The following is a 22,542-nucleotide window of genomic DNA, read 5'->3' on the forward strand; positions in this document are numbered from 1 at the left end:
CCCGCGCTGGGTGGCGAAGCCGCCCCAATAAAGGCACCGCCGAGTTCCAGATAAATCCAACTCGTCTGGTTTGGGGCGGCTTCGCCCCCCAGCGCGGGACAAGCCCGCTCACTACAAATTGCGCATTCGGCCTCAAAAGATCTGTAGATGCCCATGACCATTGCGGGCAAGCCCGCTCCCACATTGGTTCCGAGTTCCCCCTTAGTCCTTGTCGCCGATCGGTGTCTGCCCATCCCAGCCACCACCCAATGCGGCGATCAGTTGCACACTGGCCACCAGGCGCGACTGCAACAAGGTCAATACGCTGCGCTCGTTACTCAAGGCCGTGGCTTGCACGGTGACCACGTCCAGGTAGCCGATCAGCCCGGCCTTGTACTGGTTCTGGGTCAGGCGCAAGGACTCACGGGCCGCCTCGAGCGCTTCATTGCTGACCACCGCCTCGTCCTCCAGCACCTTGAGCTGCACCATGTAGTTTTCCACTTCGCGGAAACCATCCAGGACGGTCTGGCGGTATTTGGCGACGGTCTCGTCATAGCTGGCCACGGTGCGGTCGACTTCGGCCGAACGCTGGCCTCCGTCGAACAGGGTCATGGCCAGCTTCGGTCCCACCGACCAGAAGCGGTTCGGCAGGCTGATCCAGTCCGAATAGGTGCTGCTGGAATAGCCGCCGGTCAGGCTCAGGCTCAGGTCCGGGTAATAAGCCGCCTTGGCCACGCCGATATTGGCGTTGGCGGCGATCACCGAGCGTTCGGCCGAGGCGATATCCGGGCGGCGTTCAAGCAATTGCGACGGCAGGCTCAGCGGAATCCGCGGCAGCGCCGGGATGTCTTTGCTGACCGCCAGGTTGAAGTTGGCCGGGGCTTCACCGATCAACACCGCAATCGCATTTTCCAGCTGGGCGCGCTGCCAGATCAGGTCGATCAGGCTGGCCTGGGTGGTCTTGAGCTGGGTTTGCGCCTGGGCCACCGCGTCCTTGCCGGAGATACCGGCGCGGTATTGGTTCTGGGTCATTTGCAGGGAGCGTTGATAGGTCTCCAGCGTGGCTTGCAGCAAGCGGGTCTGCTCGTCCATGACGCGCAACTGCAGGTAGCTTTGCACCAGCTCCGACTGTTGGCTCAGGCGCATCGCCGCCAGGTCCGCCGAGCTGGCTTCGGCACTCGCTTCGTTGGCCTCCAGGCCACGGCGCAATTTGCCCCAGATGTCCGCCTCCCAGCTCACGCCCAACTGTGCGTTGAGGGTGTCGCGGATACCGCTGCTGGAACTGCTGAGGCTCGCACTGCTGCTGCCGGTGCCTTGGCTGGCGCGGGTCTTGCCGGCGCTCAGGTCGACGGTGGGGTAAAACGCGCCACGGGAACTGCGCACCAGCGCCTGGGCCTGGCGAAAACGCGCTTCGGCCTGGGCCACGGTCTGGTTGGAGGTGTTCAGGCGCTGCACCAGGTCGTTGAGCTGGCGGTCGCCGTACAGCTCCCACCAGGCGCCACGGGCCAGTGAATCGCTGGGCGTCGCCTGGCGCCAGCCCTGGGCCTCCTTGAATTGCGCAGGTTCCACGACTTCCGGGCGCGTGTAGTCGGGGCCTATGGCGCAGGCGCTGAGCAGCACGCCACTGAGCACCAGGCTCGCCACGCGGCAACCACGGAACATGGCCAATCGGGCAAAGGTTGAATCGGTCATAGCGCAGTGTCCAGGGCAGCATCGGTACGCACGCCGCGCCAGGCATTGAAGCGATGGCGCGCGCGGTCGAGATAAAGGTAAACCACCGGAGTGGTGTAAAGAGTCAGGACCTGGCTGAACACCAGGCCGCCAATGATGGTGAGGCCCAGCGGACGACGCATTTCCGCGCCATCACCGCTGCCCAGCAGCAAGGGCAAGGCGCCGAGAATGGCAGCCAGGGTGGTCATCAGGATCGGCCGCAAACGCAGCAGACAGGCACTGCGAATCGACTCCAGCGGGCCCAGGCGGTCATTGCGCTCAAGCTGCAGAGCCAGGTCGATCATCAGGATCGCGTTTTTCTTCACCACGCCGATCAGCAGGAACAGGCCCAACAGGGAAATCAGGCTGAACTCGCCACCCGTCAGGTAAATCGCGAGCATCGCGCCCACCCCTGCCGACGGCAGGGTCGAGAGAATCGTCAACGGGTGAATATAGCTTTCATACAAGATGCCCAGCACTAGGTACACCGCCACCAGCGCGCCGAGGATCATGAAGGGCTGGCCTTTCTGCGTCGCCGCGAAGGCGTCGGCAGTGCCGGCCATCTTGGCGATCACGCCTTCCGGCAGCCCGACCTTGGCGATCGCCCGCTCGATGGCGGCCGTGCCCTGCTCCACCGTCACGCCGGGCGCCATGTCGAAGGCAATGTTTTCCGAGGCGAACTGGCCTTCGTGGCTGACGCGGTCATCCGCCAGGCTATTTTCGTAATGGGCGATGGTCGACAGCGGCACGCGCGCGCCGGTGGACGTGATCACCTGCATCTGGTTGAGGGTGATTGGGTCCTGGGCGTACCTGGGGTTGACCTCCATCACCACCTGGTATTGGTTGAGGCTGTCATAGATGGTGGAAATCTGCCGCTGGCTGTAGGCGTTGTTCAGCACCGCCGTCACCATGTCCATGTCGATTCCCAGGCGCTTGGCCTGGTCGCGATCGACAATCAGCGTGACCTGCGCCGCGCCGCGCCCTTCGCGCGCGTCGATGGCGGTGAGTTCCGGCAGCTCGCGCATGGCGGCCACGACCTTCGGATACCACAGGCGCAGGGCCGCCAGGTCACCGCTTTGCAGGATGTAGGAATACTGCGCACTGGTCTGGTCGCGGCTGCCGCCGAATTGCAGGTCCTGGTCAGCCATCAGGAACAGGCGCCCGCCCGGTACCGGCGGTACCTCCTTACGCAGTCGCTCGATCACCGCCTGGGCGGAAATCCTGCGCTCGCTGATCGGTTTGAGGCGCACCAGCATCACCGCGTTGTTGGTGCCGTTGTTGCCACCGATAAAGCCGGCCACGCTGAGCACCGCCGGGTCCTTGAGCACCGCCTTGCGAAAGGTCTCCATCTTCGGCTGCATCACGCCGAACGACAGCCCATCGTCACCGCGCACGAAACCGATCAACTGGCCGGTGTCCTGCTGCGGCATGAAGGTTTTCGGTACCACCACATACAACGCCACGTTGACCCCGATGGTCAGGAACAGGCTGAACAGGGTCAGGCGACGATGGCGCAGCACCCAGTCCAGGCTGGTGGCGTAGCCGGCGACCATGCGGTCGTTGATCTTTTGGCTCCAGCGCTGCAAACCGCTCATCCGGTCTTTTACATGGGGCTTGAGCCAACGGGCGCAGAGCATCGGCGTCAGGGTCAGCGAGACAATCAGCGACACAATGATCGCCGCCGACAGGGTGATGGAAAACTCGCGGAATAAATTGGTGACGATCCCGCCCATGAACAGGATCGACAGGAACACCGCCACCAGCGACACGTTCATCGACAGCAAGGTAAAACCGACTTCCTGGGCGCCCAGGTACGCCGCTTTCATCGGCGGCACGCCTTCGTCGATATGCCGTGAGATGTTCTCCAGCACCACGATGGCATCGTCCACCACCAGACCGGTGGCCAGGATCAACGCCATCAGCGAAAAGTTGTTCAGCGAGAACCCGTAGAGGTACATCACCGCAAAGGTGCCCACCAGCGACACCGGCACCGCCAGGGTCGGGATCAGCGAAGCGCGGAAGTTGCCCAGGAACAGGTACACCACCAGGATCACCAGCCCGACGGCGATCAACAAGGTCATCTCGGCTTCGTGCAACGTGGCGGTGATCACCGGCGAGCGGTCCATGGCCAGGCTCAGCTTGACGCTGGACGGCAGCACCGCCTGCAACGCCGGCAACTGCGCCTTGATCTGCCGCACGGTCTCGATGATGTTGGCGCCGGATTGACGGTTGATCACCAGCAGCACCGCCGGCTCGTTGTTGAAAAAGCCGCTGTTGTAGCGGTCTTCCACGCCGTCGCTGATTTTCGCCACATCCTTCAGACGCAAGGCGGCGCCATTCTGGTAGCGGATCAACAGCGGCTCGTAGTCCTTGGCCTTCTCCAGCTGGTCATTGGCCTGGATCTGCCAGTTGCGCTGGCTGTCTTCCAGGGAACCCTTGGGCCGGCGCTGGTTGGCATTGGCGATGGTGTTACGCACGTCGTCGAGGGCCACACCGTACTGGTCGAGGGCCTTGGGTTCCAGCTCGATACGCACCGCCGGCAACGAACTGCCGCCGATCTGCACTTCGCCGACGCCCGGCACCTGGGACAGGCTTTGCGAGAGGATGGTCGAGGCCAGGTCGTACAGCTGGCCCTTCTGTAGCACGTCCGAGGTCAACGACAGCACCATGATCGGCGCCTGGGACGGGTTGATCTTCTTGTAGGTGGGCATGCTGCGCATGCCGCTGGGCAGCAGGTTGCGCGAGGCATTGATGGCCGCCTGCACTTCCCGCGCCGCGCCGTTGATATCACGGCCTGCGTCAAACGCCAGGATCACCCGGGTGGAGCCCTGGCTCGACGAACTGCTCATGGTGGTGATGCCGGCAATCGCACCGAACGAGCGCTCCAGCGGCGTCGCCACGGTGGACGCCATCACCTCGGGGCTGGCGCCGGGCAGGCTGGCCGACACCACGATCACGGGGAAGTCGATCTGCGGCAGTGGCGACACCGGCAGCAGGTTGAAGCTGACGCCGCCCAGCAACATGATCGCCAGGCTCAGCAGCATGGTCGCTACCGGGCGCCGAATGAAAGGTCCGGACAGGTTCATGGCTCAACCGGCTCCAGGCTTTGCGGCTCTTTGCGCCAGCGTCGGCCGAGGCGGTCGAAGTACAGGTAGATCACCGGAGTGGTGAACAGGGTCAGTACCTGGCTCACCAGCAAACCGCCGACCATCACCAGGCCCAACGGTTGGCGCAACTCCGCACCGGAGCCGGTGGCCAACATCAGCGGCACCGCGCCGAACAGCGCTGCCAGGGTTGTCATCAGGATCGGTCGGAAGCGCAGCAGCGCGGCCTGGTAGATCGCGGTCTGCGGGTCGAGGCCCTGGTTGCGTTCGGCGTCGAGGGCAAAGTCGATCATCATGATCGCGTTCTTCTTGACGATACCGATCAGCAAGATGATGCCGATGATCGCGATCATGCCCAGGTCATTGCCGCTGAGCAGCAACGCCAGCAACGCCCCCACCGCCGCCGACGGCAAGGTCGAGAGAATGGTGATCGGGTGGATATAGCTCTCGTAGAGCACGCCGAGCACGATGTACATGGTGACCACCGCCGCCAAAATCAGCAGCAAGGTGCTCGACAGCGAAGCTTCGAACGCCTGGGCCGCACCCTGGAACTGGGTTTGCACGCCCACCGGCATGCCGATGTCCTTCTGGGTCTGGTTGATCAGCTCCACGCCTTTGCCCAGGGCAACGCCGGGGGCCAGGTTGAACGACATCATCACCGCCGGGAACTGGCCGATATGCGCGATCGCCAACTGGGCCTGGCGCTGCTCCACGTGGGCCAGGCTGGACAGGCGCACCTGGCCACCGTCGGTGGTCTTCACATGGATCTGGTTCAATGCATCCGGGCCGAGGGTTTCGCCGGACTGGGCCTGCAATACCACGCGGTACTGGCTGGCCTGGGTGTAGATGGTGGAAATCTGCCGCTGGCCGAAGGCGTCGTAGAGTGCGTCGGTAATGGTCGACACGCTGACACCCAGGCGTGAAGCCGCGTCGCGGTCGATCACCAGGTACACCTGCAGGCCCTTGTCCTGCAGGTCGCTGGCAACGTCGGTGAGCTCGGGCAACTGGCTCAACGCGTGGACCAGTTTTTCGCTCCACAGCGCCAGCAACTCGGCGTCCGGCGAAGACATGCTGAACTGGTACTGGGTACGGCTCACGCGGTCTTCAATGGTCAGGTCCTGCACCGGCTGCATGAACAGGCGGATGCCCACCAGTTTGTCGATTTCCGGCTGCAGGCGGGTGATCACCTGGGCGGCGCTCAAGTCACGCTGGCCGTGGGGCTTGAGGTTGATCAGCAAGCGGCCGCTGTTGAGGGTGGCGTTATCGCCGTCCACACCAATGTACGAAGACAGGCTTTGCACTGCCGGATCGGCCAGGATGATCTTTGCCAATTCCTGCTGGCGCTGGCTCATGGCGGCGAATGAAATCGACTGCGGCGCTTCGGAAATGCCCTGGATCACGCCGGTGTCCTGCACCGGGAAAAAGCCCTTGGGCACCACCAGGTACAGCACCACGGTCAAGCCCAGGGTGGCGATGGCCGCCAGCAACGTCAAAGGCTGGTGCCTGAGCACCCACTGCAGCAGGCTGCCGTAGCGTGCGATCAGCCAGTCGATCCAGGCGCCGCTGGCCTTGTAGAAGCGGCTTTGGTCCTCCTCCTTGGGTTCACGCTTGAGCAGCCGCGCGCACATCATCGGCGTCAGCGTCAGCGACACTACCAGGGAAATCAGGATCGCCACCGCCAGGGTGATCGCGAATTCACGGAACAGCCGCCCCACCACGTCGGCCATGAACAGCAGCGGGATCAACACCGCGATCAGCGACAGGGTCAGGGAAATCAGGGTGAAGCCGATCTGCTTGGCGCCCTTGAGCGCGGCGGCCAGGGGCGTTTCGCCTTCTTCGATATAGCGCGAGATGTTTTCCAGCATCACGATGGCATCGTCCACCACAAAGCCAGTAGCGATGGTCAGGGCCATCAGCGTCAGGTTGTTGATGGAGAATCCCGCCAGGTACATCACGCCAAAAGTGCCCACCAGCGACAGCGGCACGGCGATTGACGGAATGATCGTGGCGCTGAAACGGCGCAGGAACAGGAACGTCACCATCACCACCAGGGCAATGGCGATCAGCAATTCGTGCTGCACGTCGGTGACCGAGGCGCGGATGGTCTGGGTGCGGTCGGTGAGCACGGTCACGTCGAGGCCGGCCGGCAGGTTATCGGTGATGCTCGGCAGCAGCGCCTTGATGCGGTCGACCACCTCGATCACGTTGGCCCCCGGCTGGCGCTGGATGTTCAGCAGCACGGCCTGGTTTTCATTGGCCCAGGCGGCAAGGCGCTCGTTCTCGGCGCCGTCGACGATCTGCGCCACGTCCTTGAGGCGCAGCGGCGCGCCGTTGTTGTAGGCCAGGATCAGCTCAGCGTATTGCGCGGGCGAGACCAACTGATCGTTGGCGTCGAGCATCGACACCCGCGTGGGGCCGTCGAAGTTGCCCTTGGGCTGGTTCACGTTGGACGCGGCGATCAGGGTGCGCACATCCGACAGGTTCAGCCCGTTGGCCGCCAGGGCCTCGGGGTTGACCTTGATGCGCACGGCCTGGCGCTGGCCGCCGGCGATGCTGACCATGCCGACGCCGCTGATCTGCGCGATTTTCTGCGCCATGCGCGTGTCGACCAGGTCATTGAGCTTGGGCAGCAGCATGGTCTTGGAGGTGATGGCCAGGGTCAGCACCGGGGTATCCGCCGGGTTGACCTTGTTGTACACCGGCGGCGCCGGCAAGTCCTTGGGCAGCAGGTTGGTGGCGGCGTTGATCGCGGCCTGCACCTGTTGCTCGGCAACGTCCATATTGATGTCGAGGTTGAAGCGCAGGGTCAGTACCGACGCACCGCCGGAACTGGTGGACGCCATTTGTGTAAGGCCGGGCATTTGCCCGAACTGGCGCTCGAGCGGCGCGGTGACCGCGCTGGTCATCACGTCCGGGCTGGCGCCGGGGTACAGGGTCATCACCCGGATCGTCGGGTAATCCACCTGGGGCAAGGCCGATACCGGCAACAGGCGGTACGCAATGATGCCGGCCAAGACAATGGCCAGCATGCTCAGCGTGGTGGCAACCGGGCGAAGGATGAACAGACGCGACAGGTTCATGAACCGACCTTTTGCGCCTTGCCAGCGGTGGTGCCGGTCTCCCCTTTCGCGGCGGGCTTGCCTTGCAGGTGCTCGGTCGGCGTGGTCGGTACTTCGCTGCTGTCATTGACCACTTCGATCTCGCTGCCGTCCTTCAACCGGTCGGTGCCTTCCAGCACCACGCGGTCGCCGGCCTTCAAGCCCTCTTTGATCACGGTGTTCTCACCGTCGGTATCCCCCACCACCAGCGGCTGCACCTTGACCTTCTTGTCACCGTCAAGCATGTAGACAAAGGTGCCGGCATTGCCGAACTGGATCGCCGCCGAGGGCGCCAGCACCACGTTGTGCAGGGTATCGGCGAGCAGGTGCACATTGACGAACTGGTTCGGGAACAGCGCCTGGTCCTTGTTATCGAAGCGCGCCTTGAATTTGAGGGTGCCGGTGGTCACGTCGATCTGGTTGTCCAGGCTTTGCAGCACGCCGGCTGCCGTTTGCTTGACGTCGCCACGGTCCCAGGCTTCCACGGGCAGCTTGTTGCCGGCGTGGTAGCGGGCCAGTACGGTTTCCAGGGTGTTTTCCGGCAGGGTGAAAACCACGCTGATCGGTTGGGTCTGGGTGATCACGGCGAGGAACGTGGTGTCGTTGGCCGTCACCAGGTTGCCGACATCGACCTGGCGCAGGCCGACGCGGCCACTGATCGGCGCACGGATCTTGGTGAACTCCAGGTTGAGCTTGGCATCGTCGACCGCGCCCTGGTTGGTCTTGACCGTGCCCTGGTATTGCAGGACCAGCGCTTCGGCGGTGTCCAGGGTCTGTTTGGCGATGCTGTCCTGGGCATACAGGCCGCGATAACGCTCCACATCGACCTGGGCGTTTTTCAACTGCGCCTGGTTCTGCAGCAACGTGCCCTGGGCCTGGAGCAAGGCGTTCTGGTAGCTGCGCGGGTCGATCTCGGCCAGCAGGTCACCAGCCTTGACCATCTGCCCTTCTTCAAAGGCGATCTTCACCAGCTCGCCGCCCACCCGGCTGCGCACATTGATGGTGTTCAGTGCAGTGACCGTGCCCAACGCCTTGTAGTACACCGGGAACTCGCCAAGCACCGCAGGCGCCACGCGCACGGGCACCGGGCCGGTGGCGCCGCCAAAACCGGGGCGCGCCATGCCGGTCTTGCTCGCATGGCCGGCCGGCGCGTCTTTGTGGGCGGCACTGCTGGGCCAGAATTTCCAGCACAGGCCGGCGATGACCAGCAGCACGAGCAGGCCGAACAACCAGCGGCGGGAGTGGCGGGGGGAGGATTGCATGGAGTGATCAACCATTGGGCGCGAGCGCTTCTACTTTGGGAGGCTGAAAGATAAGCACTGGGGCGCATTAAGAAAAGCGCCTTTACCGGCTATTTACCTTGGGCTTACAACTTTTAACGGATGAGCTTAGTCCATCGCCTATTTCGCTAAGCGCCTGAAGCACAAATGAAAACGGCCTGGACTAGGCCAGGCCGCAATCATGCATCAAGCGTGTTACTGCACAACCGCAGTAACGTACCGAAACAGTTACTTCAGAACAGACAGGGCGGCTTCGTAGTTTGGCTCCTGGCCGATTTCGCTGACCAGTTCGCTGTGCAGCACCTTGTCATGTTCGTCCAGCACCACGACCGCACGCGCCGTCAGGCCTTGCAGCGGGCCATCAGCGATGGAAACGCCGTAATCGACCGCGAAGTCGGCGTTGCGGAAGTCCGACAGGTTCTTCACGTTGTCCAGCCCTTCGGAGCCGCAGAAACGTGCCTGGGCGAACGGCAGGTCGGAGGAGATGCACAGCACCACGGTGTTTTCCACATCGTTGGCCTGGGCATTGAACTTGCGTACCGAAGTGGCGCAGGTCGGGGTGTCGACGCTTGGGAAGATATTCAGCACTTTGCGCTTGCCGGCGAACGTGGCGAGGGTCGCGTTCGACAGATCGCCGGCGGTCAGGGTGAAGTCAGCAGCCTGGGCGCCGACTTGCGGCAGTTGGCCTTCAACCTGGACCGGGTTGCCTTTGAGGGTGACTTGAGCCATGAACAGAATCCTTATGCTGGTTTTGGTTAAACGAATTCGAGAGGTCGAAGTTAACCACAAAGCGCGGTGGCTACCTACCGCCAGCGATAAATTGTCATGACCGGTTATGGTTTAATTGCGCGCCTTTTGTCCCCTCCCCCCAAGGAACTCGTTCTGAATGAATCAGCCTGCCACCAAAGTCCTGGTCATTGGTTATGTTTGGCCGGAGCCGCGCTCTTCAGCCGCAGGCGGACATATGATGAAGATTCTTGAGAGTTTTCTTACGCAAGGTTGGGACATTACCTTCAGCAGCCCGGCGACCATCGGCGAGCACAAGGCCGATCTGCCTGCGCTGGGCATTACCGAATGCGCCATCGAGCTCAATAACAGCAGCTTCGATGATTTTATCCGCGAACTCGCCCCGGATATCGTGTTGTTCGACCGCTTTATGATGGAAGAACAGTTCGGCTGGCGTGTAGAGAAATGCTGCCCCAACGCCCTGCGCGTGCTGGAAACTTCCGACCTGCAAAGCCTGCGCGACGCCCGTCATCAGCGCCTCAAGGATCACCTGAAGGCGCACCCCGACAGCGACGATTTCATTGCGCTGTTTTCCCCGCAGCTGCCCGCAGAATTCAAGCTGATGGCCGACACGGACCTGGCCAAGCGCGAAATCGCGGCGATTTACCGTTGCGATATCAGCCTGATGATCTCCGACGTGGAAATCCGCCTGCTCACCGAGCAATTCAACGTGCCCGCCGCCCTGCTCCACTGGTGCCCGCTGATGCTGGAGCCGCCGGCCGAGGCGTTCGCGCCGTTTGAATACCGCGCGCACTTCCTCAGCATCGGCAACTTTCGCCACGCGCCCAACTGGGATGCGGTGCTCTGGATGAAAAACAGCCTGTGGCCGTTGATTCGCCAGCAACTGCCGGGCGCCCAATTGCACGTCTACGGCGCCTACACCCCGCCCAAGGCCACCGCGTTGCATAACCCGGCCCAGGGTTTCCATGTAATGAACTGGGCTGAAGATGCGTTGCAGGTGATGACCGACGCGCGTATCTGCCTGGCGCCCCTGCGTTTCGGCGCCGGCATCAAGGGCAAGCTGGCGGATGCCATGCTCTGTGGCACGCCGAATATCACCACACCCATCGGCGCCGAGGCCATGGGCGATGAGCAACCGTGGCCCGGCATGATCGAACACAGCGCACCGGCGCTCGCCGCCGCCGCCGTGGCGCTTTATCAGGATCGCGAGCGCTGGACCGAGGCCCAGGAAAACGGGCGCCAACTGTTGACCCGCCGCTATGACCGGAATATCCATGGCCCCGCGCTGGTAGCCTGCCTGGAACAGTGCCGCAGCAATCTTGATGCCCACCGCCGCGACAATTTCACCGGCAGCATGCTGCGCCACCACGCCCATAAAAGTACGCAATACATGTCCCAGTGGATCGAGGCGAAAAACCGCAGCCTATAGACACCAACGCTGGCGAGGGCGCGCGCGACGGGGCATTATCCTACGCAGCAACCACAATAAAGCGACGGCAGCATGACCCGAGCAACGCGAGTCACCGACCCTTCCTACGAACTGATGGACGATCACAACGGTCTGTCCATCATCTATCGCCAGCACGGTTTCCCCTGCCCGCTGGTACGCTGGCACTTTCACAAGGAATACGAGCTGCACTTGATCGTCGCCAGCTCCGGCAAGGTGTTCATCGGCGACTACATCGGCAACTTCTACCCGGAAAGCCTGTTTCTCACCGGCCCCAACCTGCCCCACAACTGGATCAGCCAGGTGGAGGAAGACGAGGTGGTGCCCAAGCGCGACATGCTGGTGAATTTCACTGATGACCTGCTGGAGAGCGGCAGTCACATCTTCACCGAACTCAAGAGCCTGGCGCCGATGCTGGACCGGGCGCAGTACGGTATCGAGTTTCGCTGCAAACACACGATTGCCCAAGCGATGACCTTGATGCAGCGCATCGAGGATGCCGGGGGCATGGCGCGCCTCGGGCACTTCTTTATCTTGCTGGAAGTGCTGAGCGCCTGTGAGGACTATCAGCTCTTGTCCGGGGTTAACACGCCACAGGTGGCGGACGAACACAGCATCGACCGCACCAACCGCGCGGTGGACTACATTTTTGCGCATTACGCACGCGAGCTGCCGCTGGAAGAAGTGGCGGAGTATCTGGGGATGAAGCCCACGTACTTTTCGCGGGTGTTCAAGCAGGCCACGGGGCGCACCTTTATCGAGTTCGTCAATCGGCTGCGGATCAGCAAGTCCTGCGAGTTGCTGGCCGATGGCGACAAGGCCGTGACGGATGTGTGCTTTGAGTCGGGGTTTAACAATATTTCCAACTTCAATCGGCGCTTTCAGCAGCTTAAAGGCATGACCCCTTCCCACTATCGACGGCTGGCGGTGCAGCGGCTGACCGAACAGAACCTGGCCTGAGATCGTCTGAGATCGTTCCCACGCTCTGCGTGGGAACGCCGCCTGGGACGCTCCGCGTCCCCGCTGAATGCGCAATGGTGACGCGGAGCGTCACGGGATGTATTCCCACGCAGAGCGTGGGAACGATCATACGCTCTGCGTGGGAACGATCAATCGAGTGCAAAAAAGTATCAGTCCCAGTGCGCCCAAGGATTTGTCACCGTGGCGTTTGAAGGCTGTAATCAACGCACACTCTTCCTGACTCCCTGTAGGAAGACACAACAACAATAACTGTCCTTTCGTAGCCCCTGGGCGCGGAAATGGAGTGCGCGATGAAGTTCACAGCAAAAGCTCTGCTTGTCTCCACCTGCATGATGACCTGCATGACCCTCAGCGCCGTCAGCCTTGGCGCGCAAACCCTGACCATTGCCACCGTCAACAACAGCGACATGATCCGCATGCAAAAGCTCTCGAAAACCTTCGAGGCCGAGCATCCGGAGATCAAGCTGAACTGGGTGGTGCTGGAAGAAAACGTGCTGCGCCAACGCCTGACCACCGACATCGCCACCCAGGGCGGGCAGTTCGACGTGTTGACCATCGGCATGTACGAAGCTGCACTGTGGGGCGCCAAGGGTTGGCTGGAGCCGATGAAGGATCTGCCGGCGTCCTACGACTTCGACGATGTATTCCCTTCGGTACGTGACGGTTTGTCTGTCAAAGGCTCGCTGTATGCCCTGCCGTTCTACGCCGAAAGCTCGATCACCTATTACCGCACCGACCTGTTCAAGAATGCCGGGCTGAACATGCCCGAGCACCCGACCTGGAGCCAGATCGGCGAATTCGCGGCCAAACTCACCGACAAGAGCAAGGAGCAATACGGCCTGTGCCTGCGCGGCAAAGCGGGTTGGGGCGAGAACATGGCGCTGATCACCACTCTGGCCAACGGCTACGGTGCGCGCTGGTTCGATGAGAAGTGGCAGCCGGAATTCAACGGCCCTGAATGGAAGGACGCGCTGAACTTCTACGTGGACAACATGAAGAAATCCGGCCCGCCGGGTGCGTCCAGCAACGGTTTCAACGAAAACCTGGCGCTGTTCAACAGCGGCAAGTGCGCGATCTGGGTGGATGCCAGCGTCGCCGGCTCGTTTGTCACCGACAAGACCCAAAGCAAGGTGGCTGACCATGTCGGCTTTACCTTCGCCCCGCACGAGAAGACCGACAAGGGCACCTCGTGGCTGTACTCCTGGAGCCTGGCGATTCCGACCAGTTCCAAGGCCAAGGACGCCGCCAAGGTGTTCACCAGTTGGGCGACTTCCAAGGAATACGGCGCATTGGTCGCCAAGACCGACGGCGTCGCCAACGTACCGCCGGGCACGCGCAAGTCGACCTACAGCGACGAGTACATGAAGGCCGCGCCGTTTGCCAAGGTGACCCTGGAATCGCTGAAAGTGGCGGACCCGACCCAACCGACGCTCAAGCCGGTGCCGTATATCGGTATCCAGTTGGTGACCATTCCTGAATTCCAGGCGATCGGGACCCAGGTCGGCAAGTTCTTCTCGGGTGCGCTGACCGGACAGCAGACGGTGGATGCGGCATTGACGGCTGCGCAGACCACTACCGAGCGGGAAATGAAGCGGGCGGGTTATCCCAAATAAAGTGGGTACACCGCTGTAGTAAATGTGGGAGCGGGCTTGCTCGCGAATGCAATCTATCAGCCACGGATGCATCAACTGGAAGACCGCATTCGCGAGCAAGCCCGCTCCCACATTGACCGCACTCCGATGCTTGCTCTGCACTGGCCTTGAATACCATGAAAACAACACCCAAAAACCGCCTGGCCAACCCCGGCTGGTTCCTCGTCAGCCCCTCGGTGGCCTTGCTGCTGCTGTGGATGATCGTGCCGCTGGGCATGACCCTGTACTTTTCGCTGATCCGCTACAACCTGCTCTACCCCGGTGAAAACCAGTTCGTCGGGCTGGAAAACTTCACCTACTTCGTCACCGACTCGGGTTTCCTGCCCGGCGCCACCAACACCCTGTTGCTGGTGGGCAGCGTGCTGCTGATCAGCGTGGTCTTCGGCGTGTTGATCAGTGCGCTGCTGGAGGCCAGTGAGTTCTTCGGCCGCGGCCTGGTGCGGGTGTTGTTGATCTCGCCGTTCTTCATCATGCCCACCGTCGGTGCGCTGATCTGGAAGAACCTGATTTTCCACCCGGTGTCGGGGATTCTCGCGGCCGTGTGGAAGTTCTTCGGCGCCGAACCGGTGGACTGGCTGGCGCATTACCCGCTGCTGTCGATCATCATCATTGTGTCGTGGCAATGGCTGCCCTTCGCGATCCTGCTGCTGATGACCGCCATGCAGTCCCTCGACCAGGAACAAAAGGAAGCCGCGCGCCTGGACGGTGCTGGCGCCATCGCGATCTTCTGGCACCTCACCCTGCCCCACCTGGCGCGCCCGATTGCGGTGGTGGTGATGATCGAGACGATCTTCCTGCTCTCGGTGTTCGCCGAAATCTTCACCACCACCAACGGCGGGCCCGGCTACGCCTCGACCAACCTCGCCTACCTGATCTACAACCAGGCGCTGGTGCAGTTCGACGTAGGCATGGCCTCGGCCGGCGGCTTGATTGCCGTGGTCATCGCCAATATCGCGGCGATCATCCTGGTGCGGATGATCGGCAAAAACCTGACTGACAAGCCTTGAGGGCCGCGCCATGACGCTTCAACAATCCCGCCGCCTGCAAAGCCTGTTGCTCGGCACGTTGGCCTGGGCCATCGCGATCCTGATCTTCTTTCCGATCTTCTGGATGGTGCTGACCAGCTTCAAGACCGAAATCGACGCGTTCGCCACGCCGCCGCAGTTCATCTTCACGCCGACGCTGGAGAACTACCTGCACATCAACGAGCGCAGCAACTACTTCAGCTATGCGTGGAACTCGGTACTGATTTCCTTCAGCGCCACGGCGCTTTGCCTGCTGATCTCGGTGCCGGCCGCCTACTCCATGGCGTTCTACGAAACCCAGCGCACCAAGGGCACGCTGCTGTGGATGCTGTCGACCAAGATGCTGCCGCCAGTGGGCGTGCTGATGCCGATCTATCTATTGGCCAAGAGCTTTGGCCTGCTGGATACGCGCATCGCGCTGATCATCATCTACACCCTGATCAACCTGCCGATCGTGGTCTGGATGGTTTACACCTATTTCAAGGACATTCCCAAGGACATCCTCGAAGCCGCGCGTCTGGATGGCGCGACCCTGTGGCAGGAAATGGTCCGCGTGCTGCTGCCAATCGCCAAGGGCGGCCTGGCGTCCACGGTGTTGTTGTCGCTGATCCTGTGCTGGAACGAGGCGTTCTGGTCGCTGAACCTGACCTCGTCCAGCGCCGCGCCGCTGACTGCACTGATCGCCTCCTACTCCAGCCCCGAAGGCTTGTTCTGGGCCAAATTGTCCGCCGTGTCGACCCTGGCCTGCGCGCCGATCCTGATTTTTGGCTGGATCAGCCAGAAACAGCTGGTGCGCGGTTTGTCCTTCGGCGCCGTGAAATAACGGCTTCTTATAAAAATTGTGTAAGCGGAGGCCCATCATGGCCAACCTGAAAATCAAGAATCTGCAAAAAGGCTTCGAAGGCTTTTCCATCATCAAGGGCATTGACCTGGAAGTGAACGACAAGGAATTCGTGGTGTTCGTCGGCCCGTCGGGCTGCGGTAAATCCACCCTGCTGCGCCTGATCGCCGGCCTTGAAGAGGTCAGCGAAGGCACCATCGAACTGGACGGCCGCGACATCACCGAAGTGACGCCGGCCAAGCGCGACCTGGCGATGGTGTTCCAGACCTACGCGCTGTACCCGCACATGAGCGTGCGCAAGAACATGTCGTTTGCCCTGGACCTGGCCGGCGTCGACAAGAAAATCGTCGAGAACAAAGTCAACGAAGCGGCACGCATCCTCGAACTGGGCCCGTTGCTGGAGCGCAAGCCCAAGCAGCTTTCCGGTGGCCAGCGCCAACGCGTGGCAATCGGCCGCGCCATCGTGCGTAACCCGAAGATCTTCCTGTTCGACGAACCGCTGTCCAACCTCGACGCCGCCTTGCGCGTGCAGATGCGCCTGGAACTGGCACGCCTGCATAAAGAACTGCAGGCCACCATGATCTATGTAACCCACGACCAGGTGGAAGCCATGACCCTGGCCGACAAGGTGGTGGTACTCAACAGCGGTCGTATCGAGCAAGTCGGCTCGCCCCTGGAGCTGTACCACCAACCGGCCAACCTGTTCGTGGCCGGCTTTCTCGGCACGCCGAAGATGGGCTTTCTCAAGGGCAATGTCACGCGGGTTGAAGGCCAGGGCTGCGAGGTGCAACTGGATGCCGGCACCCTGATCAGCCTGCCGCTCAGCGGCCCGACCTTGAGCGTGGGCAGCGCAGTGACCCTGGGTATTCGACCCGAGCACCTGGAAATCGCCACCCTGGGCCAGACCACGCTGACCGTTACCGCCGACGTCGGCGAGCGCCTGGGCAGCGACACGTTCTGCCACGTCATCACCGCCAACGGCGAGCCGCTGACCATGCGGATTCGCGGCGACATGGCCAGCCAATACGGCGAGACGCTGCACCTGCACCTGGACCCGGCGCACTGCCACCTGTTCGACACCAACGGTGTCGCCGTGGCCCGCCCACTGCGCGCCGCCGCCTGATTTCGCGAGTATTACGCCATGAAGCTGAATAAACAGAACCTCACCCAGTTGGCACCCCAGGTGAAACTGCCCACCTACGCGATTGCCAGCACATCCCAAGGCATCGCGCACATCGGCGTCGGCGGGTTCCACCGCGCGCACCAGGCTTATTACACCGACGCACTGATGAACCTGGGCGAAGGCCTGGACTGGCGCATCTGCGGCGTCGGCCTGCGCGCCGAGGACCGCAAGGCCCGCGACGACCTCGCCGGCCAGGATTATCTGTTCACGCTGTACGAACTGGGCGATACCGACGACACCGAAGTGCGCGTGATCGGCGCGATCAGCGACATGCTGCTGGCCGAAGATGGCGCGCAGGCGCTGATCGACAAATTGGCCAGCCCCGAGATTCGCATCGTCTCGCTGACCATCACCGAAGGCGGCTACTGCATCGACGACAGCAACGGCGAGTTCATGGCCCACCTGCCGCAGATCCAGCATGACCTGGCGCACCCCACAGCGCCAAAGACCGTGTTCGGCTTTATCTGCGCTGCGCTGACCCAACGCCGCGCCGCCGGCACCCCGGCATTCACCGTGATGTCCTGCGATAACCTGCCGCACAATGGCGCCGTGACGCGCAAGGCGCTGCTGGCCTTCGCCGCCCTGCACAACGCGCAGTTGCATGACTGGATCAAGGCCAACGTAAGCTTCCCCAACGCCATGGTCGACCGCATCACCCCCATGACCAGCACCGCCCACCGCCTGCAATTGCATGATGAGCACGGCATCGACGACGCCTGGCCGGTGGTGTGCGAACCCTTTGTGCAATGGGTGCTGGAAGACAAATTCGTCAACGGTCGACCGGCCTGGGAAAAAGTCGGCGTGCAGTTCACCCATGACGTCACCCCCTATGAAGAAATGAAGATCGGCCTGCTCAATGGCAGCCACCTGGCACTGACCTACCTGGGCTTTTTGAAGGGCTATCGGTTTGTGCACGACACCATGAACGACCCGGTCTTTGTCGCCTACATGCGCGCCTATATGGACCTGGACGTCACGCCAAACCTGGCGCCGGTGCCGGGCATCGACCTCACGGACTACAAACAGACCCTGGTGGATCGCTTTTCCAACCAGGCGATTGCCGATCAGTTAGAACGGGTATGTTCGGATGGCTCGTCGAAGTTTCCCAAGTTCACCGTGCCGACGATCAACCGGTTGATTGCCGATGGCCGCGAGACTGAACGCGCCGCACTGGTCGTGGCGGCGTGGGCCTTGTATTTGAAGGGTGTGGATGAGAACGGCGTGAGCTACAAGATCCCGGATCCGCGTGCCGAGTTTTGCCAGGCGCTGGTGAGCGATGACGCGCTGATCAGCAAACGCCTGTTGGGGGTGGAAGAGATTTTTGGTACGGCTATTCCCAACTCGCCTGGGTTTGTGGCAGCTTTCGAGCGGTGTTATGCCAGCTTGCGTGACAAGGGCGTCACCGAAACCCTACAACACTTGCTGAAGAAACCGGCTTAATAATGTGGGAGCTGGCTTGCCTGCGATAGCGGTGGCCCAGTTAGCCATGAAGTGACTGACAGACCGCTATCGCAGGCAAGCCAGCTCCCACATTGATCGTATTTTCAATCCAACAATAATACTGCTGAGCAAATCATCATGACCCAGCAAAACCTGTTCCTCGGCATCGACTGCGGCACCCAAGGCACCAAGGCCATCGTCCTCGACGCCTCCAGCGGCAAGGTGCTGGGCTTGGGCGCCGCGGCGCACACCCTGATCAGCGGCGCCAATGGCCGTCGCGAGCAGCACACCCAGGAATGGCTTGACGCGTTTACCCAAGCCACTCACCGCGCCCTGCAACAGGCCGGTGTGGACGGCCAGGACATCCTTGGCATCGGCGTTTCCGGCCAGCAGCACGGGCTGGTTCTGCTGGATGACCAGGGCCAGGTATTGCGCCCGGCCAAGCTGTGGTGCGACACCGAGACGACGCCGGAAAACGACCGCCTGCTTCACCACCTGGGCGGCGAGACTGGCTCCCTGGAACGCCTCGGCGTGGCGATCGCACCGGGTTATACCGTGTCAAAGCTGCTCTGGACCCGCGAGCAGCACCCGGAGATTTTCGCGCGCATCGCGCATATCCTGCTGCCCCATGACTACCTCAACTACTGGCTCACCGGCCGCGCGATCGCGGAATACGGCGATGCGTCGGGCACCGGCTATTTCAACGTGCGCAGCCGCGAATGGGATGTGGCACTGCTGCGGCACATCGATCCGAGCGGCCGCCTGGAACAGGCCTTGCCGCCACTGATCGAGGCCAACCAGGCAGTAGGCACCGTCCTGCCGGCCATCGCCGAGCGCCTGGGCATCAACCCCAAGGCCATGGTCTCCAGCGGCGGCGGCGATAACATGATGGGCGCCATCGGCACCGGCAACATTGCCCCCGGCGTGATCACCATGAGCCTGGGCTCGTCGGGCACCGTGTATGCATTTGCCGACCAGCCCAGCGTGAGCCCGCAAGCGGCGGTCGCCACGTTCTGTTCGTCGAGCGGCGGCTGGTTGCCGTTGATCTGCACCATGAACCTGACCAATGCAACCGGTGTGATCCGCGAGCTGTTCGACCTCGACCTGGCCGGCTTCAACGCGCTGGTCGAACAAGCGCCCATCGGGGCCGACGGCGTGAGCATGCTGCCCTTCCTCAACGGCGAACGCGTGCCCGCCCTGCCCCACGCCACCGGCAGCCTGCACGGCCTGACCATGACCAACCTGACCCGCGCCAACCTGTGCCGCGCGGTGGTCGAGGGCACCACCTTCGGCCTGCGTTACGGCCTGGACCTGCTGCGCCAGACCGGCTTGCAAAGCCACAGCATCCGCTTGATCGGCGGCGGATCGAAAAGCCCGGTATGGCGGCAGATGGTCGCCGATATCATGAACACCGAAGTGATCTGCACCGAACAAAGCGAAGCCGCCGCCCTGGGCGCGGCGATCCAGGCGGCGTGGTGCCAGTCCGGCGAAAGCCTGGCCAGCCTGTGCGAAAAATGCGTGAGCGTCGACCCGGCCAGCCGTACCCTGCCGGTGGCGTCCAGCGTCAGCGCCTATCAACAGGCTTACGAGCGCTATCAACAGTTAGTGGCAACCCTTTAAGAGCGAACGATTATGTATCTGGTGTGTGGTGAAGCGCTGTTTGATTTTTTCAGCGAGGAAGATGCCGGCGGGCAGGCGTCCAAGGTCAACTACAAGGCGATTGCCGGCGGTTCGCCGTTCAACGTCGCGGTCGGGTTGCGTCGCCTGGGCATCGAGGCCGGGCTGTTTGGCGGCGTGTCCAAGGATTTTCTTGGCCGGCGCTTGTTGCAGGTGCTCAAGGATGAAGGCGTCAGCGAGCGGTTCCTGGTGGAGTTCAATGCGCCAACCACGTTGTCAATGGTCGCCGTGGGCGCCGATGGTTCGCCGCAGTACAACTTTCGCGGCGAGGGCTGTGCCGATCGACTTTTGGAGACTGCCCATCTGCCCGCGCTGGGCGATGACATCCGTGGCCTGCATGTCGGCTCGTTTTCCCTGGTGGTGCAGCCGATTGGCGATACCCTGCTGAGCCTGGTCAAGCGCGAAAGCGGCAAGCGCCTGATCAGCCTCGACCCCAACGTGCGGCTCAACCCGCAGCCGGATATCCAGCTGTGGCGTGACCGCGTCGCCGAGCTGGTCAAGCATGCCGACCTGATCAAGGTCAGCGATGAAGACCTGCACCTGCTCTACCCCGACCAGTCGCCGGAAAGCGTGCTGCAGGGTTGGCTGCAACACCGCTGCCAACTGGTGTTCCTGACCCGTGGCGGCGATGGCGCCAGCGTATTCAGCCGCCAACATGGCAACTGGTCCGCACCGGCAGTCGAGGTGGTGATGGCCGACACAGTCGGCGCCGGGGACACCTTCCAGGCCGCGCTGATTGCCTGGCTGACCGAACAGCAATTGGACTCGGTAGAGGGCCTGCAACAGCTCACCCGCGCGCAGATCGACGCCATGCTCGGCTTTGCGATTCGCGCAGCCGCCTTGACCTGCACCAAGACCGGACCTGACCTGCCCTACCGCCGGCAGCTCTGATGGTCTTGCAAGCATGTAGGAAATTTCCCAGAAACCTCTATTTAATCAATAGTTAAGGTGAGGAGATGACAGTGGGCTCGACCGCATTTCTTTAGCCATCGGCTGAAGGTGCGGCCACCGGTTCGTCACGTCGATGAACCGGACCACTGACGGAGAACCCTCATGAATCCGCACAGCGTATTCCTGCTCGGCTGCACTCTGGCGTTCACTGCTGCAGCGGTAACGGCACAGGCTGAAACAAAGCCCGTGCCGTACCACTACGGCATGCCCATGGACATTCAGAAGGTGATTTCCATGACCGAACCCCAGACCCGAGACTGCAAAGTCATCGAGGCCCAGATCAAGTTCGTGGACACGGCTGGTGAGGTGCAACAGGTCAGCTATAAAAAGTTATCCGAAGCTTGCCTGTTCCAGAACTGAACCACTGCTGATAAAGGGCGGCGTAATGCGCCACCACGCGGTATCCTTGCGCGCTCGTGAAACGGCCGAAAGGATTCGCCATGCAACTGCGCTTTAAAACGCTCGCCCTGCTTACCGCCTGGCTCTGCTTCGCCCTGGCCCTGACGTGGGGCGTGCGCCCCGAATGGATGTTGTGGCTGTGGAGCGTGGAATATTCCAGCGCCACGGGCCTGGTTGCCCGGCGTAACGCCGCGCTGTTGCTGGCCATTGGCGTGATGTTCTATCGCGCGCGCCATGCGCCGCCGTCCGCTACCCGACGCGCCATGACCAGCGGTTTTATCGCCGGATGCCTGATATTGGCGGTATTGGGGTTCAGTGAATGGATAAACGGCAATGCCGGGCCCGGCATTCTGCTGGCCGTGGCAACGGAAACCGTACTGGGCCTGGCGTTCATCCAGGCCCACAGGTCTTCGGTCACTCAAACCCAGGCGTCTACTTAGTAGAAGCCTCGCCCTCCCGCTCTTTTCAGAGTGGGTACATGGGCCTGCTTGAGGTCTTCACGCAACCCGGTAATCAGATTGCAAATGGCTCGACTGCTGTCGAGTTTGTCGGCGTTGATGCCTTTGACTTCCAAATCCACACGGTCACGGTCGCGGTCGTCGTAGACCTTGATCGTCAGCGAAGCATCTTCGGCTTTGGTGCATTCGCACCGTTTGGGCAGGAAACTTCCTTCAATAATGCTGCGTAGTTCCAGTTCCGAAAGCATGGTCAACCTCTCCTTTATTGAGACTGCCAACAGATTGTTGTGATTTTGGCGAGTGCTCGCCCGCCGCGCCTTGCCAACCCTGGCAGACGCTTACAACACCCAAGCCTACTCGGCAAAACCGGGTTTTGTAGTAACTTTTCCTCATAAGCCGCGCGCTGGGTTATATAAGTTAAACAGCGTTGGTTTAATCATCGTCGAATTCCTGCGATTAAACGTTTAACCCTGAGCTTTAAATTAAACGACACATTGCGCCACCATGCGCTCTGCAACATATCGCAAACTTTCAACGGGGGTATCCGCTCGGAATCGACCGCCACCTAGT

The 22,542-nt window shown here is 61.8% G+C and carries 17 protein-coding genes; 11 read left to right on the forward strand and 6 right to left on the reverse strand.

Annotated elements, in window-relative coordinates; translation table 11 throughout:
* Positions 1–201: 201 nt before the first annotated feature.
* The 5 genes from ACLH0H_RS27030 to tpx form a co-directional block, all read right to left on the reverse strand.
* Positions 202–1,671 (reverse strand): efflux transporter outer membrane subunit, encoded by a 1,470-nt coding sequence (locus ACLH0H_RS27030; protein ID WP_411380402.1) that lies wholly within the window; start codon positions 1,669–1,671, stop codon positions 202–204.
* Positions 1,668–4,775 (reverse strand): efflux RND transporter permease subunit, encoded by a 3,108-nt coding sequence (locus tag ACLH0H_RS27035; protein ID WP_411380403.1) that lies wholly within the window; start codon positions 4,773–4,775, stop codon positions 1,668–1,670. The genes ACLH0H_RS27030 and ACLH0H_RS27035 overlap by 4 nt, the downstream gene beginning before the upstream one ends.
* Positions 4,772–7,873 carry an MdtB/MuxB family multidrug efflux RND transporter permease subunit gene (locus ACLH0H_RS27040; protein WP_411380404.1) on the reverse strand — a complete coding sequence of 1,034 codons (3,102 nt, stop codon included), beginning with the start codon at positions 7,871–7,873 and terminating at the stop codon, positions 4,772–4,774. The genes ACLH0H_RS27035 and ACLH0H_RS27040 overlap by 4 nt, the downstream gene beginning before the upstream one ends.
* Complete coding sequence (locus ACLH0H_RS27045) at positions 7,870–9,168, reverse strand: MdtA/MuxA family multidrug efflux RND transporter periplasmic adaptor subunit (RefSeq protein WP_411380405.1); 1,299 nt, start codon at positions 9,166–9,168, stop codon at positions 7,870–7,872. The genes ACLH0H_RS27040 and ACLH0H_RS27045 overlap by 4 nt, the downstream gene beginning before the upstream one ends.
* A gap of 231 nt (positions 9,169–9,399) precedes the next feature.
* Positions 9,400–9,900: a thiol peroxidase gene (tpx, locus tag ACLH0H_RS27050; RefSeq protein ID WP_411380406.1), complete on the reverse strand. Its 501-nt coding sequence runs from the start codon at positions 9,898–9,900 to the stop codon at positions 9,400–9,402.
* Between the two features lie 157 nt (positions 9,901–10,057).
* On the opposite strand from tpx, the gene ACLH0H_RS27055 reads away from it, so the two are divergent.
* The 11 genes from ACLH0H_RS27055 to ACLH0H_RS27105 all read left to right on the forward strand — a co-directional run bounded on the left by ACLH0H_RS27055 (position 10,058) and on the right by ACLH0H_RS27105 (position 21,954).
* A complete protein-coding gene (locus ACLH0H_RS27055; RefSeq protein ID WP_411380407.1) occupies positions 10,058–11,347 on the forward strand; it encodes a glycosyltransferase in 1,290 nt (429 codons plus the stop codon).
* A 72-nt stretch (positions 11,348–11,419) separates the two neighbouring features.
* Positions 11,420–12,325: a helix-turn-helix domain-containing protein gene (locus ACLH0H_RS27060; protein ID WP_411380408.1), complete on the forward strand. Its 906-nt coding sequence runs from the start codon at positions 11,420–11,422 to the stop codon at positions 12,323–12,325.
* Positions 12,326–12,675: 350 nt separating this feature from the next.
* Positions 12,676–13,959: an ABC transporter substrate-binding protein gene (locus ACLH0H_RS27065; protein ID WP_411382471.1), complete on the forward strand. Its 1,284-nt coding sequence runs from the start codon at positions 12,676–12,678 to the stop codon at positions 13,957–13,959.
* A 155-nt stretch (positions 13,960–14,114) separates the two neighbouring features.
* Complete coding sequence (locus ACLH0H_RS27070) at positions 14,115–15,005, forward strand: carbohydrate ABC transporter permease (protein WP_411380409.1); 891 nt, start codon at positions 14,115–14,117, stop codon at positions 15,003–15,005.
* A gap of 10 nt (positions 15,006–15,015) precedes the next feature.
* Entirely contained in the window at positions 15,016–15,846 is an 831-nt protein-coding gene (locus tag ACLH0H_RS27075) for a carbohydrate ABC transporter permease (RefSeq protein WP_010210759.1), read from the forward strand.
* Between the two features lie 37 nt (positions 15,847–15,883).
* Positions 15,884–16,987, forward strand: a complete 1,104-nt coding sequence (locus ACLH0H_RS27080) for an ABC transporter ATP-binding protein (RefSeq protein WP_411380410.1) — start codon at positions 15,884–15,886, stop codon at positions 16,985–16,987.
* An 18-nt stretch (positions 16,988–17,005) separates the two neighbouring features.
* On the forward strand, positions 17,006–18,487 hold the full coding sequence (locus tag ACLH0H_RS27085) for a mannitol dehydrogenase family protein (RefSeq protein ID WP_411380411.1): 1,482 nt from the start codon (positions 17,006–17,008) through the stop codon (positions 18,485–18,487).
* A 138-nt stretch (positions 18,488–18,625) separates the two neighbouring features.
* On the forward strand, positions 18,626–20,107 hold the full coding sequence (xylB, locus tag ACLH0H_RS27090; RefSeq protein WP_411380412.1) for a xylulokinase: 1,482 nt from the start codon (positions 18,626–18,628) through the stop codon (positions 20,105–20,107).
* Positions 20,108–20,119: 12 nt separating this feature from the next.
* The gene (locus tag ACLH0H_RS27095) at positions 20,120–21,055 is read left to right on the forward strand and encodes a carbohydrate kinase family protein (protein ID WP_411380413.1); all 936 of its coding nucleotides are present in this window, start codon (positions 20,120–20,122) and stop codon (positions 21,053–21,055) included.
* Between the two features lie 162 nt (positions 21,056–21,217).
* The gene (locus tag ACLH0H_RS27100) at positions 21,218–21,475 is read left to right on the forward strand and encodes a DUF2790 domain-containing protein (protein WP_411380414.1); all 258 of its coding nucleotides are present in this window, start codon (positions 21,218–21,220) and stop codon (positions 21,473–21,475) included.
* Between the two features lie 80 nt (positions 21,476–21,555).
* Positions 21,556–21,954 carry a hypothetical protein gene (locus ACLH0H_RS27105; RefSeq protein ID WP_411380415.1) on the forward strand — a complete coding sequence of 133 codons (399 nt, stop codon included), beginning with the start codon at positions 21,556–21,558 and terminating at the stop codon, positions 21,952–21,954.
* On the opposite strand, the gene ACLH0H_RS27110 is transcribed toward ACLH0H_RS27105, so the two are convergent.
* Positions 21,951–22,220 carry a DUF1652 domain-containing protein gene (locus ACLH0H_RS27110; protein WP_076952390.1) on the reverse strand — a complete coding sequence of 90 codons (270 nt, stop codon included), beginning with the start codon at positions 22,218–22,220 and terminating at the stop codon, positions 21,951–21,953. The two genes, ACLH0H_RS27105 and ACLH0H_RS27110, sit on opposite strands and share 4 nt — an antisense overlap.
* Between the last annotated feature and the right edge of the window lie 322 nt (positions 22,221–22,542).

Source organism: Pseudomonas sp. MPB26, assembly GCF_046605355.1.
GTDB classification, from domain to species: Bacteria; Pseudomonadota; Gammaproteobacteria; order Pseudomonadales; family Pseudomonadaceae; genus Aquipseudomonas; species Aquipseudomonas cedrina.